Annotated in this window: 16 protein-coding genes; 6 read left to right on the top strand and 10 right to left on the bottom strand. The window is 66.4% G+C overall.

The genetic code is table 11. The features are described from left to right. Positions 1–207 precede the first annotated feature (207 nt). Both DM450_RS14425 and DM450_RS14420 read right to left on the bottom strand, forming a co-directional pair. Positions 208–876, bottom strand: a complete 669-nt coding sequence (locus DM450_RS14425) for a DUF1109 domain-containing protein (RefSeq protein WP_142635914.1) — start codon at positions 874–876, stop codon at positions 208–210. Continuing rightward, positions 873–1,412: a sigma-70 family RNA polymerase sigma factor gene (locus tag DM450_RS14420; RefSeq protein WP_142635912.1), complete on the bottom strand. Its 540-nt coding sequence runs from the start codon at positions 1,410–1,412 to the stop codon at positions 873–875. The genes DM450_RS14425 and DM450_RS14420 overlap by 4 nt, the downstream gene beginning before the upstream one ends. Before the next feature lie 167 nt (positions 1,413–1,579). Between DM450_RS14420 and DM450_RS14415 the strand changes: the two genes are divergently transcribed. From DM450_RS14415 to DM450_RS14405, 3 genes are all read left to right on the top strand, one after another. Further along, positions 1,580–3,805, top strand: a complete 2,226-nt coding sequence (locus tag DM450_RS14415) for a tetratricopeptide repeat protein (RefSeq protein WP_142635910.1) — start codon at positions 1,580–1,582, stop codon at positions 3,803–3,805. Positions 3,806–3,846: 41 nt separating this feature from the next. After that, positions 3,847–4,242, top strand: coding sequence for a hypothetical protein (locus tag DM450_RS14410; RefSeq protein WP_142635908.1), 396 nt, complete (start codon positions 3,847–3,849; stop codon positions 4,240–4,242). Positions 4,243–4,563: 321 nt separating this feature from the next. Then, on the top strand, positions 4,564–4,998 hold the full coding sequence (locus tag DM450_RS14405) for a hypothetical protein (RefSeq protein ID WP_142635906.1): 435 nt from the start codon (positions 4,564–4,566) through the stop codon (positions 4,996–4,998). A 447-nt stretch (positions 4,999–5,445) separates the two neighbouring features. Here the strand turns inward: DM450_RS14405 and istB are convergent, their stop codons facing one another. Together istB and istA are read right to left on the bottom strand one after the other, a co-directional pair. Continuing rightward, complete coding sequence (istB, locus tag DM450_RS14400) at positions 5,446–6,315, bottom strand: IS21-like element helper ATPase IstB (RefSeq protein ID WP_142635904.1); 870 nt, start codon at positions 6,313–6,315, stop codon at positions 5,446–5,448. Continuing rightward, positions 6,312–7,775, bottom strand: a complete 1,464-nt coding sequence (gene istA / locus DM450_RS14395) for an IS21 family transposase (RefSeq protein WP_260609880.1) — start codon at positions 7,773–7,775, stop codon at positions 6,312–6,314. The genes istB and istA overlap by 4 nt, the downstream gene beginning before the upstream one ends. 188 nt (positions 7,776–7,963) lie before the next feature. Here istA and DM450_RS14390 point away from each other — a divergent pair, with 188 nt between their 5' ends. Further along, positions 7,964–8,266, top strand: a complete 303-nt coding sequence (locus tag DM450_RS14390) for a hypothetical protein (RefSeq protein WP_142635899.1) — start codon at positions 7,964–7,966, stop codon at positions 8,264–8,266. 123 nt (positions 8,267–8,389) lie between these two features. Here the strand turns inward: DM450_RS14390 and DM450_RS14385 are convergent, their stop codons facing one another. From DM450_RS14385 to lptB, 6 genes are all read right to left on the bottom strand, one after another. Next, positions 8,390–8,677 carry a BrnA antitoxin family protein gene (locus DM450_RS14385; protein ID WP_142635897.1) on the bottom strand — a complete coding sequence of 96 codons (288 nt, stop codon included), beginning with the start codon at positions 8,675–8,677 and terminating at the stop codon, positions 8,390–8,392. Further along, positions 8,674–8,919 (bottom strand): BrnT family toxin, encoded by a 246-nt coding sequence (locus tag DM450_RS14380; RefSeq protein WP_142635895.1) that lies wholly within the window; start codon positions 8,917–8,919, stop codon positions 8,674–8,676. The genes DM450_RS14385 and DM450_RS14380 overlap by 4 nt, the downstream gene beginning before the upstream one ends. 251 nt (positions 8,920–9,170) lie before the next feature. Next, entirely contained in the window at positions 9,171–10,508 is a 1,338-nt protein-coding gene (locus DM450_RS14375; protein WP_142635893.1) for a glycosyltransferase, read from the bottom strand. Positions 10,509–10,755: 247 nt separating this feature from the next. Then, a complete protein-coding gene (locus DM450_RS14370; RefSeq protein ID WP_260609879.1) occupies positions 10,756–11,460 on the bottom strand; it encodes an energy transducer TonB in 705 nt (234 codons plus the stop codon). Positions 11,461–11,830: 370 nt separating this feature from the next. After that, complete coding sequence (gene rpoN / locus DM450_RS14365) at positions 11,831–13,426, bottom strand: RNA polymerase factor sigma-54 (protein WP_142635888.1); 1,596 nt, start codon at positions 13,424–13,426, stop codon at positions 11,831–11,833. 98 nt (positions 13,427–13,524) lie between these two features. Continuing rightward, positions 13,525–14,298, bottom strand: a complete 774-nt coding sequence (gene lptB, locus DM450_RS14360) for an LPS export ABC transporter ATP-binding protein (protein ID WP_242526374.1) — start codon at positions 14,296–14,298, stop codon at positions 13,525–13,527. A gap of 291 nt (positions 14,299–14,589) precedes the next feature. Between lptB and DM450_RS26230 the strand changes: the two genes are divergently transcribed. Next, the gene (locus DM450_RS26230) at positions 14,590–15,069 is read left to right on the top strand and encodes a hypothetical protein (RefSeq protein ID WP_260609878.1); all 480 of its coding nucleotides are present in this window, start codon (positions 14,590–14,592) and stop codon (positions 15,067–15,069) included. Between the two features lie 144 nt (positions 15,070–15,213). Further along, positions 15,214–16,560 (top strand): TldD/PmbA family protein, encoded by a 1,347-nt coding sequence (locus tag DM450_RS14350; protein ID WP_142635883.1) that lies wholly within the window; start codon positions 15,214–15,216, stop codon positions 16,558–16,560. Positions 16,561–16,578: the final 18 nt, after the last annotated feature.

The following is a 16,578-nucleotide window of genomic DNA, read 5'->3' as shown; positions in this document are numbered from 1 at the left end:
CTGGTCTCGTAAAATTCAAACAGGTGTGTCGTAAGTTTGATCGCCGCGAAACAGCCCGTTGCGGTGCAGTATGTGCTGCCGTTCGGCGCGGAACCGGGCGATTACCTCGTCTGCGCCGAACTTCGGGCACAGGCTGGAGCATAACCCGCGCAGGCCAATGATCGCCCCGGCGAGCAGGAAGGTGCAGTAGACCTTCCTGCTCGCCGCCTACCAGCGCAACAGGCGGGCGCCGAGCAGCGCGCCAAGGCCGGTGGCGAGCGCGATACCCAGCGAATACCAGGTCAGCACGAAGACCGCCGAGGTTTCCGGGCAATGCAGGCAATAGAGGCAGGCGGCCCAGGCCCCGGCGGCAAGACCGGCGGTTGCCCCTGCCAGCGCGAGGCGGGTGGGGGCGAGGCGCTTCAGGGCCCAGAGCAGCCCGGTCAGGATCGGCAGCGATAGCAACAGCACCACGCCCGCGCAGGCTTTCCAGCTATGGCCGAGCCACATGTCGAGCCACTGCGCGCGGGGCGTGTGCAGCAGTTCCACCGTGGCCATGACGGAGAGCAGCGCAAGGGGCAGGAGCAGCAGCCAGAGCTTGCGCTGCGGCCCGCAATCGGGCCGCGCCAGGCGCAGGGTGGCGACCAGCCCGAGCGCGCCGAGCGTGGCGGCATAGGCTGCCTTCATCCAGAAACCGCCGCCGTGCATCGCCGCCATCAGGTCGTGCCGGATGCCGAGCCCGAGCCCGAGTGCCGCCCCGGTCGCCAGCAGGCCGAGCCCGAGCCCGGTCAGGATGCGCCGCGCGGCGGCATGGCGCGGCACCGCGCACAAGTCCGCGCTCAGCGAGGCGACAAGGCATTCGCAGGTGGTCTTTTCGGTGCTGGCCGGGCCGTTCATCGGATCGCCTCCCGCACCCGCGCGGCCAGCGCCTTGAGGCCGCGATGGGTGGAGACTTTGACGTCGGATTCGCCCATGCCCTCGCGCTCGGCCGCCTCGGCGGTGGAGAGGCCGTCGATCCGTGTCGCGCGGATGGCGCGGGCCTGCTTGTCGGGGATCGTCGCCAGCAGTGCCTCGGTGTCGAGGCCGGCGCCCACTTCGTCCTCGAAGCTGGCGATCGACAGGCTCTCCTCCAGGCCCTCGATCGGCACGGTGCGGCCCTGGCGGCGGAAATGGTCGATCATCTTGTAGCGGGCGATCGCGTAGAGCCAGCCGGTGAAACTGCGCGTTCGGTCGTAGGTCATGCGGCGGGTGTGCAAGGCGATCAGCGTTTCCTGCAAGAGATCCTCGATATCGTCGTCGCGCCCGGCCATGCGGCGGCGGAAGAAGGCGCGCAGACGCGGCACCAGCGCATCGAGCAGGCGGGCATAGGCCTTGCCGTCGCCATCGAGGGCGCGGATCATCCAGTCCCTGAGTTCGGTTTCGCCGGTGCGCATCAACATGTCCACGGGAGTTCGCGGCAGAACCCCGCGACGTTACACGGGGGCAGCCGATGCGCGAGGTTTTTTCTGATCCCCGGGGTTTTGCGGAGAAGCGTTCTCACGGCCCGTGAACCCTGTCTGCCTAGCTCTACCCCTGCGAACCGAGTGGCAGGGAGGCGGGCGTGAGCGGGCTGGAAGCACTGATGATCAAGGCCAAGGGCGCGGCCCGGCGCGGCGAGACGGAGGCGGCGCGGGCGCTTTACCGCGAGGCGCTTTACCGCTTCCCGCGCAATTCGCGCGCGCGCGTGGCGCTGGCGGCACTGGAGGCGGTCGACGCCGATCCGCCGCGCCAGCGCCTCGATGCGATGATCGCCGCCTACCGGACCGGGGCGATGGACGATGCGGCGCGCCACGGCGCCCGGCTTTCCGAGGAATTTCCGCGCAGTTTCACCGTCCACAACCTGCAGGGCGCGGCGCTGCTGTCGCTGGGGGTCTTGCCCGCGGCGGAAGCGGCCTTCCGCCGGGCCATCGCCGCGGACCCGGATGCGGCGGCCTGCTACAACAATCTGGCGATCACCCTGAGGCGACAGAACCGCACCCTGGAGGCCGAGAACACCTACAGAGAGGTGATCGCGCGCCACCCCCGCTATGCCGATGCGCGCTACAACCTCGGCAACCTTCTGGACCTTGCCGGACGCTCCCGCGAAGCCGAAGTGGAGTTTGCCGAAACCGTCCGCATCGATCCTGGCTATGTCGAGGCGCATTACAACCTCGGCAACTTGCGGGCGAAGCGGGGCGCGCGGGCGGCGGCGGTCGATTCCTACCGCAAGGCGGTGACCCTAAAGCCCGATCATTCGAACGCCTACAACAACATGGGCGGCGAACTGCTGCTGCTCGACCGGATCGACGAGGCGCTCGAGGCTTATGACCGTGCGATCGCCGCCGATCCCGCCAATAGCCAGGCCCTCGTCAACCGGGGCAAGGCACTGGTGCTGAAAGGTTCGCTGCCCGAGGCGATCGCCGCCTTCCGGCATGCCTATGAGATGGATCCGGCGGACCGTTCCGCCCTGCTTCAGGCGCTGTTCGAGGAAGCCCATGTCTGCGACTGGAGCCACCGCGACCAGTTCGCCCTCACTGACGGCCCCGCCGCCGCCGCCGTCCAGCCATTCGCGGCGCTGCCCTTCGTTGACGATCCGCAGCACCAGTACCGCCGCTCGCGCGCCTGTGCGGCGGTGAAGTTCGGCGCCGCCCCTGAAACCCTGCCCGATCCCGCCCCGTCAACAGACGGCCGCATCCGCCTCGGCTACTTCTCCGCCGACTTCCACGACCACGCGACGATGTACCTGATGAGCGGCCTGTGCCGCGAACATGACCGCAGCCGCTTCGACATCCGCCTCTACAGCTACGGCCCCCGCGCCGAGAGCGATGCCTCGCGCATCGAACTGCGCCGCCATGCCGGCGCCTTCACCGAGATCGGCCATCTCACCGACCTGCAGGTGCGTGAGCTCGCCCGCGGCGACGGGCTGGACATTGCCGTCGACCTCAAGGGCTACACCCGCGGCACCCGCAGCGCGATGTTCGGCCAGCGCCTTGCCCCCGTGCAGGTCAGCCACATGGGCTACCCCGGCACCATCGGCCACCCCTGCATCGACTACTTCGTGGCCGACGCGGTGGCGCTGCCTCCCGGCGGCGAGGCCGGGTTCAGCGAGAAGATCGTGCGCCTCGCGGGTTGTTACCAGGCCAACGACGAGCGCCGCGCCATCATCCCGGACACCCGCTCCCGCACGGACTGGGGGCTGCCGGAGGACGGCTTCGTCTTCTGCTGCTTCAACCACACCTACAAGATCAGCCCGGCCGAGTTCGCCATCTGGATGCGGTTGCTGGAGCAGGTCCCCGGCAGCGTGCTCTGGCTGCTGCGCTCCAACGCATGGGCCGAGGCGAACTTGCGCCGCCACGCCGAGGCCCACGGCATCGGCCCGGCGCGGCTGGTCTTCACCAAGGGTATTGCCCATGGCGAACACCTCGGCCGCCTCGCCCATGCCGACCTCTTCCTCGATACCTTCAACGTCAACGCCCATACCACCGCGTCCGACGCGCTCTGGGCGGGCCTGCCGGTCCTGACGCTGACCGGCCGCCAGTTCGCCGCGCGGGTGGCGACCAGCCTTGTCCACGCGGTCGGCCTGCCCGAAATGGCGGTAAGCGATGCCGCAGCCTACGAGCAGACCGCCCTGGCGCTGGCCCGCGATCCGCAGCGCCTTGCGGACTTGCGCACGCGGCTGGCGCAGAGCCGCACCGCTGCGCCGCTGTTCCGCACCATCGACTACACCCGCCGCCTCGAAGCCGCTTTCGCCGAGATGCATCGCCGCCGTCTGGACGGCCAGCCCCCCGATCACTTCGAGGTGGCATAGCCCGCTTGCCTTTCCGCCGCCCGGGATGCCACAAGCAGTCCATGCTAGCTCACACCCGCGCCCTGATCGCCGCCGCCACTTACGCTTTCGTCGCCCGCCGCAAGGTCGCCGGCGTGTTCGACCACTCGGCGGGACGCGACCTCAGGATCGCCGCCGAAAGCCGGGACAACCAGCTTCAGGGCTTCGACGGCGAGCGCGAGACGATGTTCGGCGGCACCCTGCCCGAACTCTTCGACGGCGGCGACAAGACCTACCTCTCGTTCGAAATCGAGGGAGGCAAGGCGCAAGGCTACGACCGCGGCTCCTCCACCGCCTTCACCGCACAAGTGGCGGGCCGCGTGGTGCAGGTCTACGACCACGGCCAGGGCGCCTGGTTCGCCTACGATGTGAAGGACATCGACCTCGGCTACGATGCTAACCGCGAAGTGGCCGCATGAAGTAGCACCATCCCGGCGCACGCCGGGAGCGCTGTGAGTCCGGCGGAAAGGTTCAGAAGAAAAAGGTTTCAGAAGAAAAGAGACAATTCCCGGGGGATGATCCCCCGGACCCTCGGAGCGTCGACCTTGCGCGCTGCCTAACCGTTCCGCGCCCATGGCGGTGGGCGTAGGTAAGGGCATTCGACCGACAGGGGGGGCGGTTGCGGAAGGTCGGCTCTGGGTTGCTACTACTGCGAAAGCCGCCATTCTCAAGCCAACTCTATTGTGCATGTTTTTTTCGCATGCGAAGTGCAGGAGCCTGCGATTTCAGGGGGGGCACACATGTTTGCGATAGCGCTTGCACTACTTGCTCAATCAGCAGCTGGCACCTCGCTAGTGCAAGATGGAGGCGTTTGCGTCGGCCTTTCATGGGTTAAACTTGCGAGCCGTGAGCAAACATCTGTCGATTATGGTCCTGACTTCAGCGTATATAGGTTTCATGGCCCAAATGGCGAAGACGACCATTGGTGGGGCGTCTACTGGGGCCGGCACGCCAGCGTTAGACCTGACGGCCCCATATTACTTCGGCGAGACGGAGTTACCATTCGACGAGCGTTCGACGATGGCAAATTCCAAGGTTATCTTGCAGAGAAAGATGGTTTGCAGAACCATTTCTTCGGCTCCATGTTCGATGGCTCTGCAACAGATATGGAATTTTTCGAACGCGTCGATTTCGGAAGAATCGTGCAGTCATTATGCGCGCCACATGACGCATAACGACGCTATCTAAAGCGGCCCGCGGCTTCCGAGACGGTCAACGCGATTTCTAAAGGTCATGAATGGACTGCTTCCGTCAGGCCGTTTTTTCGTAGGGCTGCGACCGGACAGGCCGCTATGGAGCGCGGCCCGACGGCTACTGAATAGCCGACAAGGGCGCAAAATGCTTTTGGTGGAGGTACCGCATTGCAGTCGTTCGGCATCCCTGACATCGTGCTTCAATGAAGCGCCGAACGCAGATCATAGTGAGCGTCGCCGTGATTCTGCTAGTTGGCTTGGGAACTCTTCCATTCTGGGGGATCGCGCCTGCGGCCTTCCTTGATTCACGTCGAACCGTCATCTCACGGACGACTTCGCCAGATGGAGAGCGGTCAGCTTGTAGCGCGACAAATTGGATGATGATTGCGCGTCAATCAGGATGAGAATGTGATTGTCGCAGTGCGTCGATCAGTGCCCGTTTAGATTGTCGCTGGCAAGTTCGTCGTTCTCATCCTGATTGTCGCGGATGGTCTCGAGAACCTTTGGCGTGGTGTATGCGGCGGGCCGCCCGGCACCGGTGCGTCTGGCCTGAGCGGTGCGCCGCCGGTAACTTTCGACGTTCATCTCGAAGATGGTGGCGTGGTGGACGAGCCTGTCGACAGCGGCGAGCGTCATCGCGGGATCGGGGAAGACCCTGTTCCACTCGCCGAAGGGCTGGTTGGCGGTGATCAGCAACGACCGTCGCTCGTAGCGCGCGCTGATCAACTCGAAGAGCACCGATGTCTCGGCTTGGTCGCGCGAGATGTAGGCGAAGTCGTCGAGAACCAGCAGGTGGTATTTGTCGAGCTTGGCCATCGCGGATTCGAGCGCGAGTTCGCGCCGCGCGACCTGCAGGCGTTGCACGAGGTCGGAGGTCCGGGTGAACAAAACCCTCCAGCCCCGCTCTACCAGCGCCAGGCCGATAGCTGCGGCGAGGTGGGTTTTGCCGCCGCCGGGCGGACCGAACAGGATGAGGTTGGCACCTTGCTCGAGCCAACCATCGCCAGCGCACAGGGCCATGACCTGGGCCTTGGAGATCATCGGCACGGCATCGAAGGCGAAGCAGTCGAGGGTCTTGCCTGCGGGTAGATGTGCCTCTGCCAGGTGGCGTTCGATCCGACGCCGATCGCGTTCGGCAAGTTCGTGCTCGGCCAGCGCGGCGAGGAGTCTGCTGGCGGGCCATCCTTCCTTGTCTGCCTGGGCGGCGAAGTCCCCCCAGATGTGCTTGATGGTGGGCAAGCGCAGTTCGTTGAGCATGAGGCTGAGACGCTGTGCATCAATCATGGGAGTTGCGTTCATGCGGCTTCTCCCTGTTCGATAAGTCCGTCGTAGATCGAGAGCGGCACCAGTTCGACCACGACTTCGGGCAGATCGGCAGGGTCCGGACAGAACCGGGCCCGCAAGGTTGTCAGGCACGGCGTTCGGCGCGCCGCCAGGTCCTCGGTCAGGAGCCCCGCGAGTTCGGCCTCGCATGCACGCTCGTGAGCCATGGCCAGAAGTTCGACGGTGGTGCGGCAGGCTTCCCGCTCGCCCTGAAATTCCAGCAGGTGGTCGAACATCAGGCGATAGGCCTCTCGCGGGAACAGGCTATCGCGATAGACCAGCCCTAACAGTGCCATGGGCTTACGGCGCAGGGAATGGATCACGTGCCGGTAATCAACAACGTGGCCGTGCTTCCCGTTCATGCCTGCGCGTCCGCGCGGCAGGGTCATGAGTCTCGTGCCGCCGATGAAGAGGTCGAGGCGGTCATCATAAAGGCGAGCCCGCAAACGGTGCCCGATCAGGCGGGATGGGACCGTGTAGAACACCTTGCGCAACGTGAAGCCGCCCGAGGATGTGACCGTCACGAGGATCTCCTCGTAGTCGGTGGTGCGCACGTCCGGCAGCGGCTGCAGGAACTTGCGTTCGGCATCGATCCCGGGGCCGTGCCGCCGGTTGCGCGCATTCACGACCTCGTCGATGAAGCGGCGATAGTCGGCAAGGTCGGAGAAGTCGGCGCTCCCGCGCAGCAGCAGCGCATCCTTTATGGCAGCCTTGATATGGCCATGGGCACTCTCGATCGCGCCGTTCTCATGGGCAACGCCCCGGTTGTTCCTCGTGGGCTCCATTCCATAATGGTCACAGAGCGCGTCATAACGCTTGGTCAGGTCGACCCTGGCATCCGCGTCCAGATTGCGGAAGGCGGCCGAGAGGCTGTCGGTACGATGAAGCTTCGGCGCACCGCCTGCGGACCAGAGCGCGTTCTGCAGCCCTTCGGCCAAGGCGACAAAGCTCTCGCCGCCCAGGATGATGTGCCCGTGTTCGAAGCCGCCACATGGAAGCCGGAAGTGATAGAGCAGATGGTCCAGGGGCTGTCCGGCGATGGAAACTCCCAGATCGTCCATGCACGTAAAATCGGACAGGCCGAGCCGCCCGGCCTCGTGCACTTGCCGGAAAATGACTTCGCGATCTTGCCCGTTGACGGCGCGCCAGTCGCGAATGCGCCTCTCCAGGGTTCGCCGGGAGCCGAACTCCGTCTCGGGATATCGGCGCCGCAGCTCCTCGAAGATCGCTATGGGCCGAAGGCCCGGGGCAGCCTCTAACATCGGCACGACAACTTCATCGAAAATACCGGCAAGGGGATCGGGTCGGCGCCGGCTGCGCGGTGTTTGCCGCTGCGATGGCAGCTGGGTGGCCTGCAGAACCCGATAGCCCGTCGCCGGACTGAACCCTGCCTTCGCCGCCGCCAAGGCGACGGGGTCATAACGTCTGTTGGTCATGAAAAGTCTCACTTGATGATCGTTGATGTGTCGGCCGGCCACACGTCAGGTCCTCCTCCCCGGAAAACCCGATGCATAGCGGCCACCACGACCATCACAGGCACCCGGCAAAGAGTGCCTCCGGTGTGTCGGGACCGGCTACGGGCTACGCCCTACGCCGATCCCGACACACCGGATTCTCATCTTGATTGTCGCGCTTTCTCGTCCAGATCGCCGCGCAACAGTCAGCTCAAGTCGAGCGGATGGTTGTCGGTGGCGTGCCATCCATCGTTGTTATGGTTCGGTCTTGGTGGTTGCCCGACTGGTATCTGGTCGGCTGCGCAGCAGCTTCGCACTATGAGGAAGCTGAAGCGCAAGTCCGCTGGATATCAAACGATGCGATTGCCGTGTCCCACACTGAAGATCAGCTATATTGGAAAACCGGGTCGGCGCCTTTCCACAGCTCCTCCTGCGAAAACGTGTCGGTCAAACTCGTCAACGAACACTTGTAATGCATGACGGCAGCCGAACCTGTCGCAACCGGCGACTGGTTTGGTCGACAAGCGTAACCGGACGGGCCGCTCCTTGGCGCATCAAATCGCACCTGGAGCGACCGCCAAGGGCGCCAATCGGCCTCAGTGTGCTGCCACCCAATCCCTGAGAGCGGCATCGATCCGTGACTGCCAGCCAGGGCCGCCGGATTTGAAATGCTCGATCACCTCAGGCGAAAGGCGCAGCGTGGTGCTGACCTTTTTCGGAGCTTTCTGCGGGCCGCGTGCGCGCATCGTCTTTGCTAGGTCCGGGAAGGCCTCAGCGAAAGGCTTTGCCCTGGCGAAGTCCTCAACCGTCCATTCGGGGTTATCGCTGACCACATCCATATCGGCCTTGGTGTATCCGGGGGCGGCGTGTTTCGGGTCGGTCATGGCAGGAGCCTCCGTTCCGTAATGCTGGCCGGGCGAGCAGAGATGATAGAGACGCCTTCGGTGCCCAGCACAGCGAAAATCACCGTGATCGTGCCGTTCATCTCACCGATGGCGGCAAAGCGTCCGTCCTTCGCGGGGATGACCAGGGCGGAGAGGAAGAACCCTTCGCCTACATCGGCGAAGTCGATCCCGTGCTTGACGAGGTTCGCTTGCCGTTTTGGTTCATCCCACACGATTGTCATGGTTTTTTGTAGTTACGATTTGATTTCCAGTCAATCGCTTTTTGTAACTACAATTTGTCTATGACGTCAGGATCGATCTTTCAGTTCCTCAGGCGATGCAGCCCTTGAAGATCTTGTCAGCGGTCCCATCGGCAAACATAATCGGCAAGAAACCGGACGGACCGCTGCTCGGCACGTCAAATCCGCCCACGAACGACCGACTAGGGCGCAATGACGCCGCTCCAACAGCCTGGCGGCGTCTTCCGAAGCCCCTAAGCCGCCTGCGCCAATGCCGGCTTGCTCAGCAGCGCCAACAGCGAAATCCGGTTGAAGAACCACATCCGTTGCAGTTCGAGGCTGCTGTACTTCCGCAAGGTATTGGCGAAAGTATAGGGCGTGTACCAGACGTTGTGATCGGGGTGGACGCCTTCGAGGAACGTCTCCGTCTCGGCGCGGTAGTCGAAGTGGCGGGCGCGGCATTGGAAGGCGTCGGGCACGGTGATGAGGAACAGGCCCGCATCCACCGCCTCGATCTGGGCGAGGAACCCGGCGACGTCGGGCACATGCTCCATCACTTCGGGCACCAGCACCACGTCGTAGCGGCCGCTCGCCTGTGCCAGATCGGTGTAGAGTTCGCCAGTCACGTAAGGGCGCAGTTGCTCCAGCGCCTCGCCGTGGGGATCGACGCCGTCGAGATGGGCGCAGTGCTCCTCCAGCCGGACATGGAGCGAGGTGCGCGGATCGGTGATCGGCCAGTCCGCGCAGCCGACATGCAGCACCCGCTGCCCGGCGAGCAGGCTGGCGAACACGTCCATGCGCGGCAGGCCCGCCAGTTCGCTGCTGACCGGCACGCGCTGGAGAAAATAGGGCGCGTGGATCTGTTCGAGCGGGGAGGCGGTTTCGGCGGCTGGATCGGCCACCGGTTCGGCCGCTGGCTCAGGCGGCGGGGCTGCGGGAGGCGTGGTCACCGTGCTGACGTCCACCTTGTGAATCCGGTCGTAGGACTGGCTGGTCGAGCCCCAGAGCTGGTGCGCGTAGACCGGATCGCTGCCCTCGTACGTCACGCCGGTGAAGTGGCGCGGGATGAAGTAGTGGCTGGGGTAGATGCGCAAGGGGGTATAGGCGAACTTGCGGTAGCAGTCGGTCAGGCGCTGCGGGCCGACCGTCTTCCACGCCATCTCGCCCACCACCGAGGGGCTGGCGGCGATATCGTCGATGATCTGCCTGACGAAACCATTGCCCGCCGCGCAGCCGAAGTAGCCGGCGGCGATCAGGCCGGGGCGGGCGATCTCGCTTTCCCAGCAGGCGAAGGCCTCGCAGTCGAGCAGGTCGTCTGTCAGCGGGCGGGTGCAGATGCTGTCCGCGTCGAACACGATGCCGCCGTGTTCCTGGAGGATTTCCCAGCGCATCATGTCGGCCACGCCGTTCCATTCGCGCTGGCGCATCTCGGCCATGTGGCGGGCGTTGATCCAGCCGCGCGTTTCCAGTTCGGCATTGCCCCAGAGGCGGAATTGCCAGTGCGGGTGCGCGGCGCGCCAGGTGTCGATGCAGTTGTCGGGGCGGCGGCTCTCGTCGCCCACCCAGATGAAGTGGAAGGTCCTGGGGATCATGCCTGCCTGCCTCGTGTCGATTGCCACCGAGAACTAGGCGAACAGGGTTTGCGAAGCGCGAAGCGGGGTATCCGGGGTTCTGCGTGTATCCCCGCCCCTGCGTTGGCGAACGCCAGGGGCGGGGCCACGGACCGGGGCCCGGCCGTCTGTCAAGGACATGGGCCGGGGCGGTCCTGGATGTGCCGGAGCGACACCGGTGGTGCGGATTAGCGCCGCTCCGGGCGGGATGATCCTCGGGGGAAGAAGATCAGTCCCGCGGGATGACCCAACGGATCGTCCCCATGTACGTGCCGCCGACCGTCAGGCCGTCGGCATCGGTGGCGGGCTCGAACCGGGCGCGCCTGCTCACGTTCTTGCAGGTGGCCTCGTCGAGACCCGAATAACCGCTGGAGGTGACGATCGTGCACTGGCCGACCCGGCCACGTGCATCGATGTCGAGCCGGAAGCGCACCAGGCCCTGGTGTTCGGCGCGCAAGTCAGCGGAGGGATAGTCCTGGGTCGAGACCCAGTTGCCGGGGTTGCCCCGCGGCAGCGCGCCGACCGGCTGGAAACGCTGCAACGGCGAGGGCGCGGGGCTGGGCGTGACGACGCTGTCGCCCGGCGCCGATCCGGTCGCGGTCGAAACCGGGCCTTCGGGCTGGCTGGATACGTTGAAATCGCTGGTCGTCGGAAGCTTCAGGTCCGGGGTGGGCGCGGTGAGCACGGTGTCCTGGACCTGGCGCGTCTCGGGCTGGGGGCTTGGCATCACCTCGGGCGGGGGCGGCGGCGGGGTGAGGCTGATCTGCTCGCCCGACAGCCGCGGCCCGGGATTGGGCTTCAGCATCGTGACGGCAAGCCCGTTGATCAGCGCCAGCACGGCGCCGGCCTGGATCAGCGCAACGACGCCGCCGGTCAGGAACTTGTGGTTGGAACTGGAACTCCGATCGACATAGGACATCGGCATTCTCTCCATCTGCGTGCTCCTGGCCGCGAGGGAGTCCGGTCCGTGGTGCGAAATCCACGGTTGGTCGCGGACAGGGAGCACTTCATGGATGAAGCTATCACGATTTCGCATTGTGCAAATGAAATAATGCTGACCAACACAAGCATTTAACTAGCGAGGCTGACCATAATCGCGCTTAGTTGCTTGTGCTGGTTTGGAAATCCGCCGCAGGCGGATTTTGGCGGCACCGGCCCGCTCCCCCGACCGACCGCCCGCGACGTGCACCCTGCCGCGCGGGCCCCCTCAGCAAAAAGCTCCCCGGACCTTTTGGTGTTCTTCGGGACGGGAGTGAGCCGGTGCCGCCATGAAAATGCCCCTCGGGCATGGGCGCAAACGGTCTCTACCGTGCCGCGGCAATGGCTTTCTGTCTGCGGCGTTGCACCGAACTGCCAAGGCCGATGGCTTCGCGGTACTTGGCCACCGTGCGGCGGGCCAGTTCGAAACCCTTGTCCTTGAGCAGGTCGACCAGGGTATCGTCGGAGAGAATCGCCTTGGGATCCTCGGCATCGATGAGCCGGCGGATCGCCGCCTTCACCGCTTCGGCCGAAGCACCGCCTTCGCCGCCTGCCGCGGCCACGCCCGAGGTGAAGAAGTACTTCAGCTCGTAGGTGCCGCGCGGGCAGTTGAGGTACTTGTTCGAGGTGACGCGGCTGACGGTCGATTCGTGCATGCCGATGGCCTCGGCCACGGTGCGCAGGGTCAGCGGCTTGAGTTGCGAGACGCCGTGGCGGAAAAAGCCGTCCTGCTGGCGCACCAGTTCGGCGGCGACCTTGAGGATGGTCTTCTGCCGCTGGTCGAGCGCCTTGATCAGCCAGTTGGCGTCGGTCAGCTTGTCCGAAAGCCAGGCGCGCGAGGCCTTGTCGGTGCAATTGCCGCGCAGTTCCAGGAAGTAGCCGCGATTGACGATCAGGCGCGGCAACGTGGCCTCGTTGAGCGCGATGTCCCAGCCCGGCGGCAGGTCGGCGCCGTCCTCGGGCCTGGTCCTGGCGGGCGTGATCAGGATGTCCGGTACCACCGCGCCGCCGGGTTCTGCGCCGAAGCGCAGCCCCGGCTTGGGATCGTAGCCGCGCAGTTCGGCCAGCATGTCGGCCATGTCCTCGTCGTCGACGGCGCAGAGGCGCTTGAGGCGCGGCAGGTCGCCGCGCGCGACAAGGTCGAGGTTGTCGATCAGCCGCGCCATGCACGGGTCGAGGCGGTCCGCCTCCCGCGCCTGCAGCGCGATGCATTCGCCGAGCGTGCGGGCGCCGACCCCGGTGGGATCGAGCGACTGCACGACCGCCAGCGCCGCTTCGGCTTCGGGCATCTCGATGCCGAGATCGAGCGCGACTTCGCCCAGCGGGACCGGCAGGTAACCCGCCTCGTCGAGCAGGCCGATCAGGTAGCGGGCGATGCCGGCCAGCAGGGCATCCCCGGTGGCGGCGCCGAGCTGGGCTTCGAGATGTTCGACCAGCGAGAGCTCGCCGCCGCCGTGCCGCTCGATGTCGGGGCCGTCCTCGCCGCCGCCCGAGAGGCGGATCTCGCCGCTCCAGTCGCCCAGGGGACTATCGCGCGGGGCGGTTTCGCTGCCATCGCCGGTGTCGCGTTCGCGCTCGCCGGCATGGACTTCATGATCGAGCGGGCGATCCTCGCCGCCGCGGCCTTCGCCGATCAGCCGGTCGACCGCCGAGGTTTCCGGCGATGTCAGGCGCGGCGGCTCGGCCGGGCCTTCACCGCGTTCGTCGATCGCGGCAGCGGGGGCGCCGGCGGGGCCGGTAGCGGGGGCGCCAGCGAGGTCGGGGCCGCCCAGGTCGAGCAGGGGATTGCCTTCCAGCGCCTCGCCGATGAAGGTCTCGATCTCGAGATTGGAGAGCGCCAGCAGCTTGATCGCCTGCTGGAGCTGCGGGGTCATGACCAGCGACTGGCTTTGCCGCAGGTCCAGCCTGGGCCCCAGCACCATGGCTCAGCGTCCCGAAGGGGGCTGCCTCGTGTGCTTCGCCCCATGCGCGCCGTCGAGCCCCCTCACGGCGAGATATGGCGTGACAGGGGGCATTCCCGTCACAGGGTGAAGCCTTCGCCGAGGTAGAGCCGGCGGACGTTCTCGTCCGCGACCAGCGCCTCGGGGCTGCCGGCGAACAGCACCTGACCGCCGTAGATGATGCAGGCGCGGTCGACGATGTCGAGCGTCTCGCGGACGTTGTGGTCGGTGATCAGCACGCCGATGCCGCGGGTCTTGAGGTCGCGCACGAGATCGCGGATGTCGGCGATGGACAGCGGGTCGATGCCGGCGAAGGGCTCGTCGAGCAGCATGATCGAGGGCTTGGCGGCCAGCGCGCGGGCGATCTCGCAGCGGCGGCGTTCACCGCCCGAAAGTGCCATCGCCGGGCTGGAGCGCAGGCGGGTGAGGCCGAACTCGTCGAGCAGGCGTTCCAGTTCGGTGGCGCGGATGTCGCGGTTGGGCTCGTTGAGTTCGAGCACCGCGCCGATGTTCTGCTCCACCGTCATGCCGCGGAAGATCGAGGTCTCCTGCGGCAGGTAGCCGAGGCCGAGGATCGCGCGGCGGTACATCGGCAGGCGGGTGACGTCGACGCCGTCCATCAGGATGCGGCCCGAATCGGGGCGGACGAGACCCATGATCGAATAGAAGCAGGTGGTCTTGCCGGCGCCGTTGGGGCCGAGCAGGCCCAGCACTTCACCCTTGGCGACCGACAGGGAAATGTCGGTCAGCACAGCGCGCTTGTCGTAGCTTTTGGCGATCGAGATGACCTCCAGCCCGCCATTTTGCGCCAGATTGGCGGCAACTGCCGAGGGGGCGGCCGAGGTATCCTGCATGCGTTCGCTCGTTTCGGTCATCTTCCCCGTCGTTTACGCAGCCCTTGTTGCCACCGCAAGCGGCCATTTCCCTCCAGGCCCGCCTGATCGCCGGGCCGGACACCGGCAAACCCGCGCAACCGACTGGCCGGGGCCGCGTTTCCCGGTAAGGACGGCAAAGTGGCGGTTCTTGCTGCGTTGCAATAAAGTTGCGCCATTTGCCGCATCGGCTTGATCATTCATGCGCTGCGTGATCTAGTGACCGCAGGAGATCGAGCAAGGGTCGCACTCGAGGACAGGAAGGTCGGCGCCATGGCCAGAACCGACGGACAGCCAGGAATTTCGGACAGGATCGGCACTGTCGCCGACACGCAGGTGCAGCCGACATCGGCGGCAAAGCGCGGGGGAGGGCGCGGGGAAGGGCGCGGAGGAGGGCGCCGGGAAGCGCCGCGCGAAAAGCCGAGCCCCGACTGGCGCCGCCGGATGAGCGATCACATCGCCTATGCGCTGCTGGCCTACACCGCCCTGCAGATCTTTGTCACCGTGGGCGCGCTCAAGGCCGGCGGCGAATCGCTGCTGCCCTATCTGGCGCTGGTGATCCTCGTCGGCGCGATCATTCCCGCCTGCCGCCGGTTCGAGCGCCGCTGGAACCGGTTGAGCGACGCAGAGGCCCACGATCCCGCATTCGCGCCGCTCTACCGCCGCGACCGGACCTTGCTCTGGGCACTGGCGATCGGCCTGCCCTTTGCGCTTACCGGCGTGTTCAAGGGCCTCGCGCTGATCGTCCGCTGACCCGCCGGGTATCACCGGAAGGGGACGGCAGGACGCGACCGTGTGCCGGGCGAGCGGCGTTGCCCTTCGCCTGAACAATCCCTAGGTCTGCGGCGATCTCGCGTGCCCTGCCGGCATGCGGTGCGAATGGAGAAGTGACGCCCTATGCTCAGCCCCGCAGAAGCGCTCGACCGCGCCCAGCAGCTTGTCGAGCGGGCGCGCCGCGCCGGTGCCGACGCCGCCGATGCGGTCTATGGGGCGAGTTCCTCCGAAGCGATCCAGGTGCGTCTCGGCAAGCTGGAGGATGTCGAGCGTTCGGAAAGCGAGCATATCTCGCTGCGCCTGTTCGTGGGCCGCCGCTCGGCCAGCATCGGCTCCAGCGACCTCTCGGAGCAGGCGCTCGACGAACTGGCCCAGCGGGCCTTCGCCATGGCCCGCAGCGCGCCCGAGGATGCCTATGCCGGACTGGCGCCGCAAGAGCGCCTGTCGCGCGGGCCCTGGCGCGACCTCGACCTGATCGACAGCCATGAGCCCGATCCTGAGGCCCTGCGCGCGCTTGCCGAAGAGGCCGAGGATGCCGCGCGGGCCGTGGCCGGGGTGACCAATTCGGACGGCGCCACCGGCAGTGCGGGGGGCGGCGTGGCGGCGCTGGTGACCAGCCACGGGTTTGCCGGGGCTTACGGCTCGACCAGTCGCTCGGTCAGCGTCTCGGTGGTCGCGGGCGAGGGTTCGGGCAAGCAGCGCGATGGCGAGTGGCGCAGCGCGCACCACCTTGCCGATCTGCCGTCGGCGGCGTCCATCGGCACCCTCGGCGGCGAGCGGGCGGTGGCCCGGCTCGAACCCGGCACCATGCGCAGCGGACCGATGCCGGTGGTGTTCGATCCGCGCGTCGGCGGCTCGCTGGTCGGCCATCTGATGGGCGCGATGTCGGGCGGGGCGATCGCGCGGCGTTCCAGTTTCCTGCTCGACCGGCTGGGCGAGCAGCTGTTCGATTCCGGCATTACCATCGCCGAAGACCCGCTGCGCCTGCGCGGCCTGCGCTCGCGCCCGTTCGACGGCGAGGGGCTGGCGACGCGCCCGCGCAATCTTGTCGAGCGGGGGCGGGTCACCGGCTGGCTGCTCGAAAGCGCCTCGGCCCGCCAGCTCGGGCTGGAGCCGAGCGGCCATGCCGCGCGTGGCGGCAACGGCGCGCCGGGGATCTCGGTCGGCAATCTCGACCTGCTGCCGGGCACGCTTTCGGTCGACGAGTTGATCGCCGAAATCGCCGACGGCGTCTACGTCACCGAACTGATCGGGCAGGGCGTCAATGGCGTCACCGGCGACTACAGCCGGGGCGCCTCGGGCCTGCGCATCGTCGGCGGCAGGATTGCCGGGCCGGTGGCGGGCTTCACGGTTGCCGGCAACCTGCTGGCGATGTTTGCGGCGCTGACGCCTGCCAGCGATCTCGAGCGCGACCGCGCGATCAACGTGCCGACGCTGCGGGTCGACGGGATGACTGTCGCGGGGGATTAAACCCGGGCATCGGGGGCG

This window comes from Sphingomonas sp. IC081 (genome assembly GCF_006874585.1).
Classification (GTDB): domain Bacteria; phylum Pseudomonadota; class Alphaproteobacteria; order Sphingomonadales; family Sphingomonadaceae; genus Novosphingobium.
The sequence above is the reverse complement of the archived record's forward strand: the minus strand, read 5'-3'. Positions and strand labels throughout refer to the sequence as shown.

What these genes read in the sequence shown, in the direction of transcription:
- DM450_RS14425 (WP_142635914.1), bottom strand. Translation starts at nt 876, where the DNA reads ATGAACGGCCCGGCCAGCACCGAAAAGACCACCTGCGAATGCCTTGTC.
- DM450_RS14420 (WP_142635912.1), bottom strand. Translation starts at nt 1,412, where the DNA reads ATGCGCACCGGCGAAACCGAACTCAGGGACTGGATGATCCGCGCCCTC.
- DM450_RS14410 (WP_142635908.1), top strand. Translation starts at nt 3,847, where the DNA reads ATGCTAGCTCACACCCGCGCCCTGATCGCCGCCGCCACTTACGCTTTC.
- DM450_RS14405 (WP_142635906.1), top strand. Translation starts at nt 4,564, where the DNA reads ATGTTTGCGATAGCGCTTGCACTACTTGCTCAATCAGCAGCTGGCACC.
- istB (WP_142635904.1), bottom strand. Translation starts at nt 6,315, where the DNA reads ATGAACGCAACTCCCATGATTGATGCACAGCGTCTCAGCCTCATGCTC.
- istA (WP_260609880.1), bottom strand. Translation starts at nt 7,775, where the DNA reads ATGACCAACAGACGTTATGACCCCGTCGCCTTGGCGGCGGCGAAGGCA.
- DM450_RS14385 (WP_142635897.1), bottom strand. Translation starts at nt 8,677, where the DNA reads ATGACCGACCCGAAACACGCCGCCCCCGGATACACCAAGGCCGATATG.
- DM450_RS14380 (WP_142635895.1), bottom strand. Translation starts at nt 8,919, where the DNA reads ATGACAATCGTGTGGGATGAACCAAAACGGCAAGCGAACCTCGTCAAG.
- DM450_RS14375 (WP_142635893.1), bottom strand. Translation starts at nt 10,508, where the DNA reads ATGATCCCCAGGACCTTCCACTTCATCTGGGTGGGCGACGAGAGCCGC.
- DM450_RS14370 (WP_260609879.1), bottom strand. Translation starts at nt 11,460, where the DNA reads ATGGAGAGAATGCCGATGTCCTATGTCGATCGGAGTTCCAGTTCCAAC.
- rpoN (WP_142635888.1), bottom strand. Translation starts at nt 13,426, where the DNA reads ATGGTGCTGGGGCCCAGGCTGGACCTGCGGCAAAGCCAGTCGCTGGTC.
- lptB (WP_242526374.1), bottom strand. Translation starts at nt 14,298, where the DNA reads ATGCAGGATACCTCGGCCGCCCCCTCGGCAGTTGCCGCCAATCTGGCG.
- DM450_RS26230 (WP_260609878.1), top strand. Translation starts at nt 14,590, where the DNA reads ATGGCCAGAACCGACGGACAGCCAGGAATTTCGGACAGGATCGGCACT.
- DM450_RS14350 (WP_142635883.1), top strand. Translation starts at nt 15,214, where the DNA reads ATGCTCAGCCCCGCAGAAGCGCTCGACCGCGCCCAGCAGCTTGTCGAG.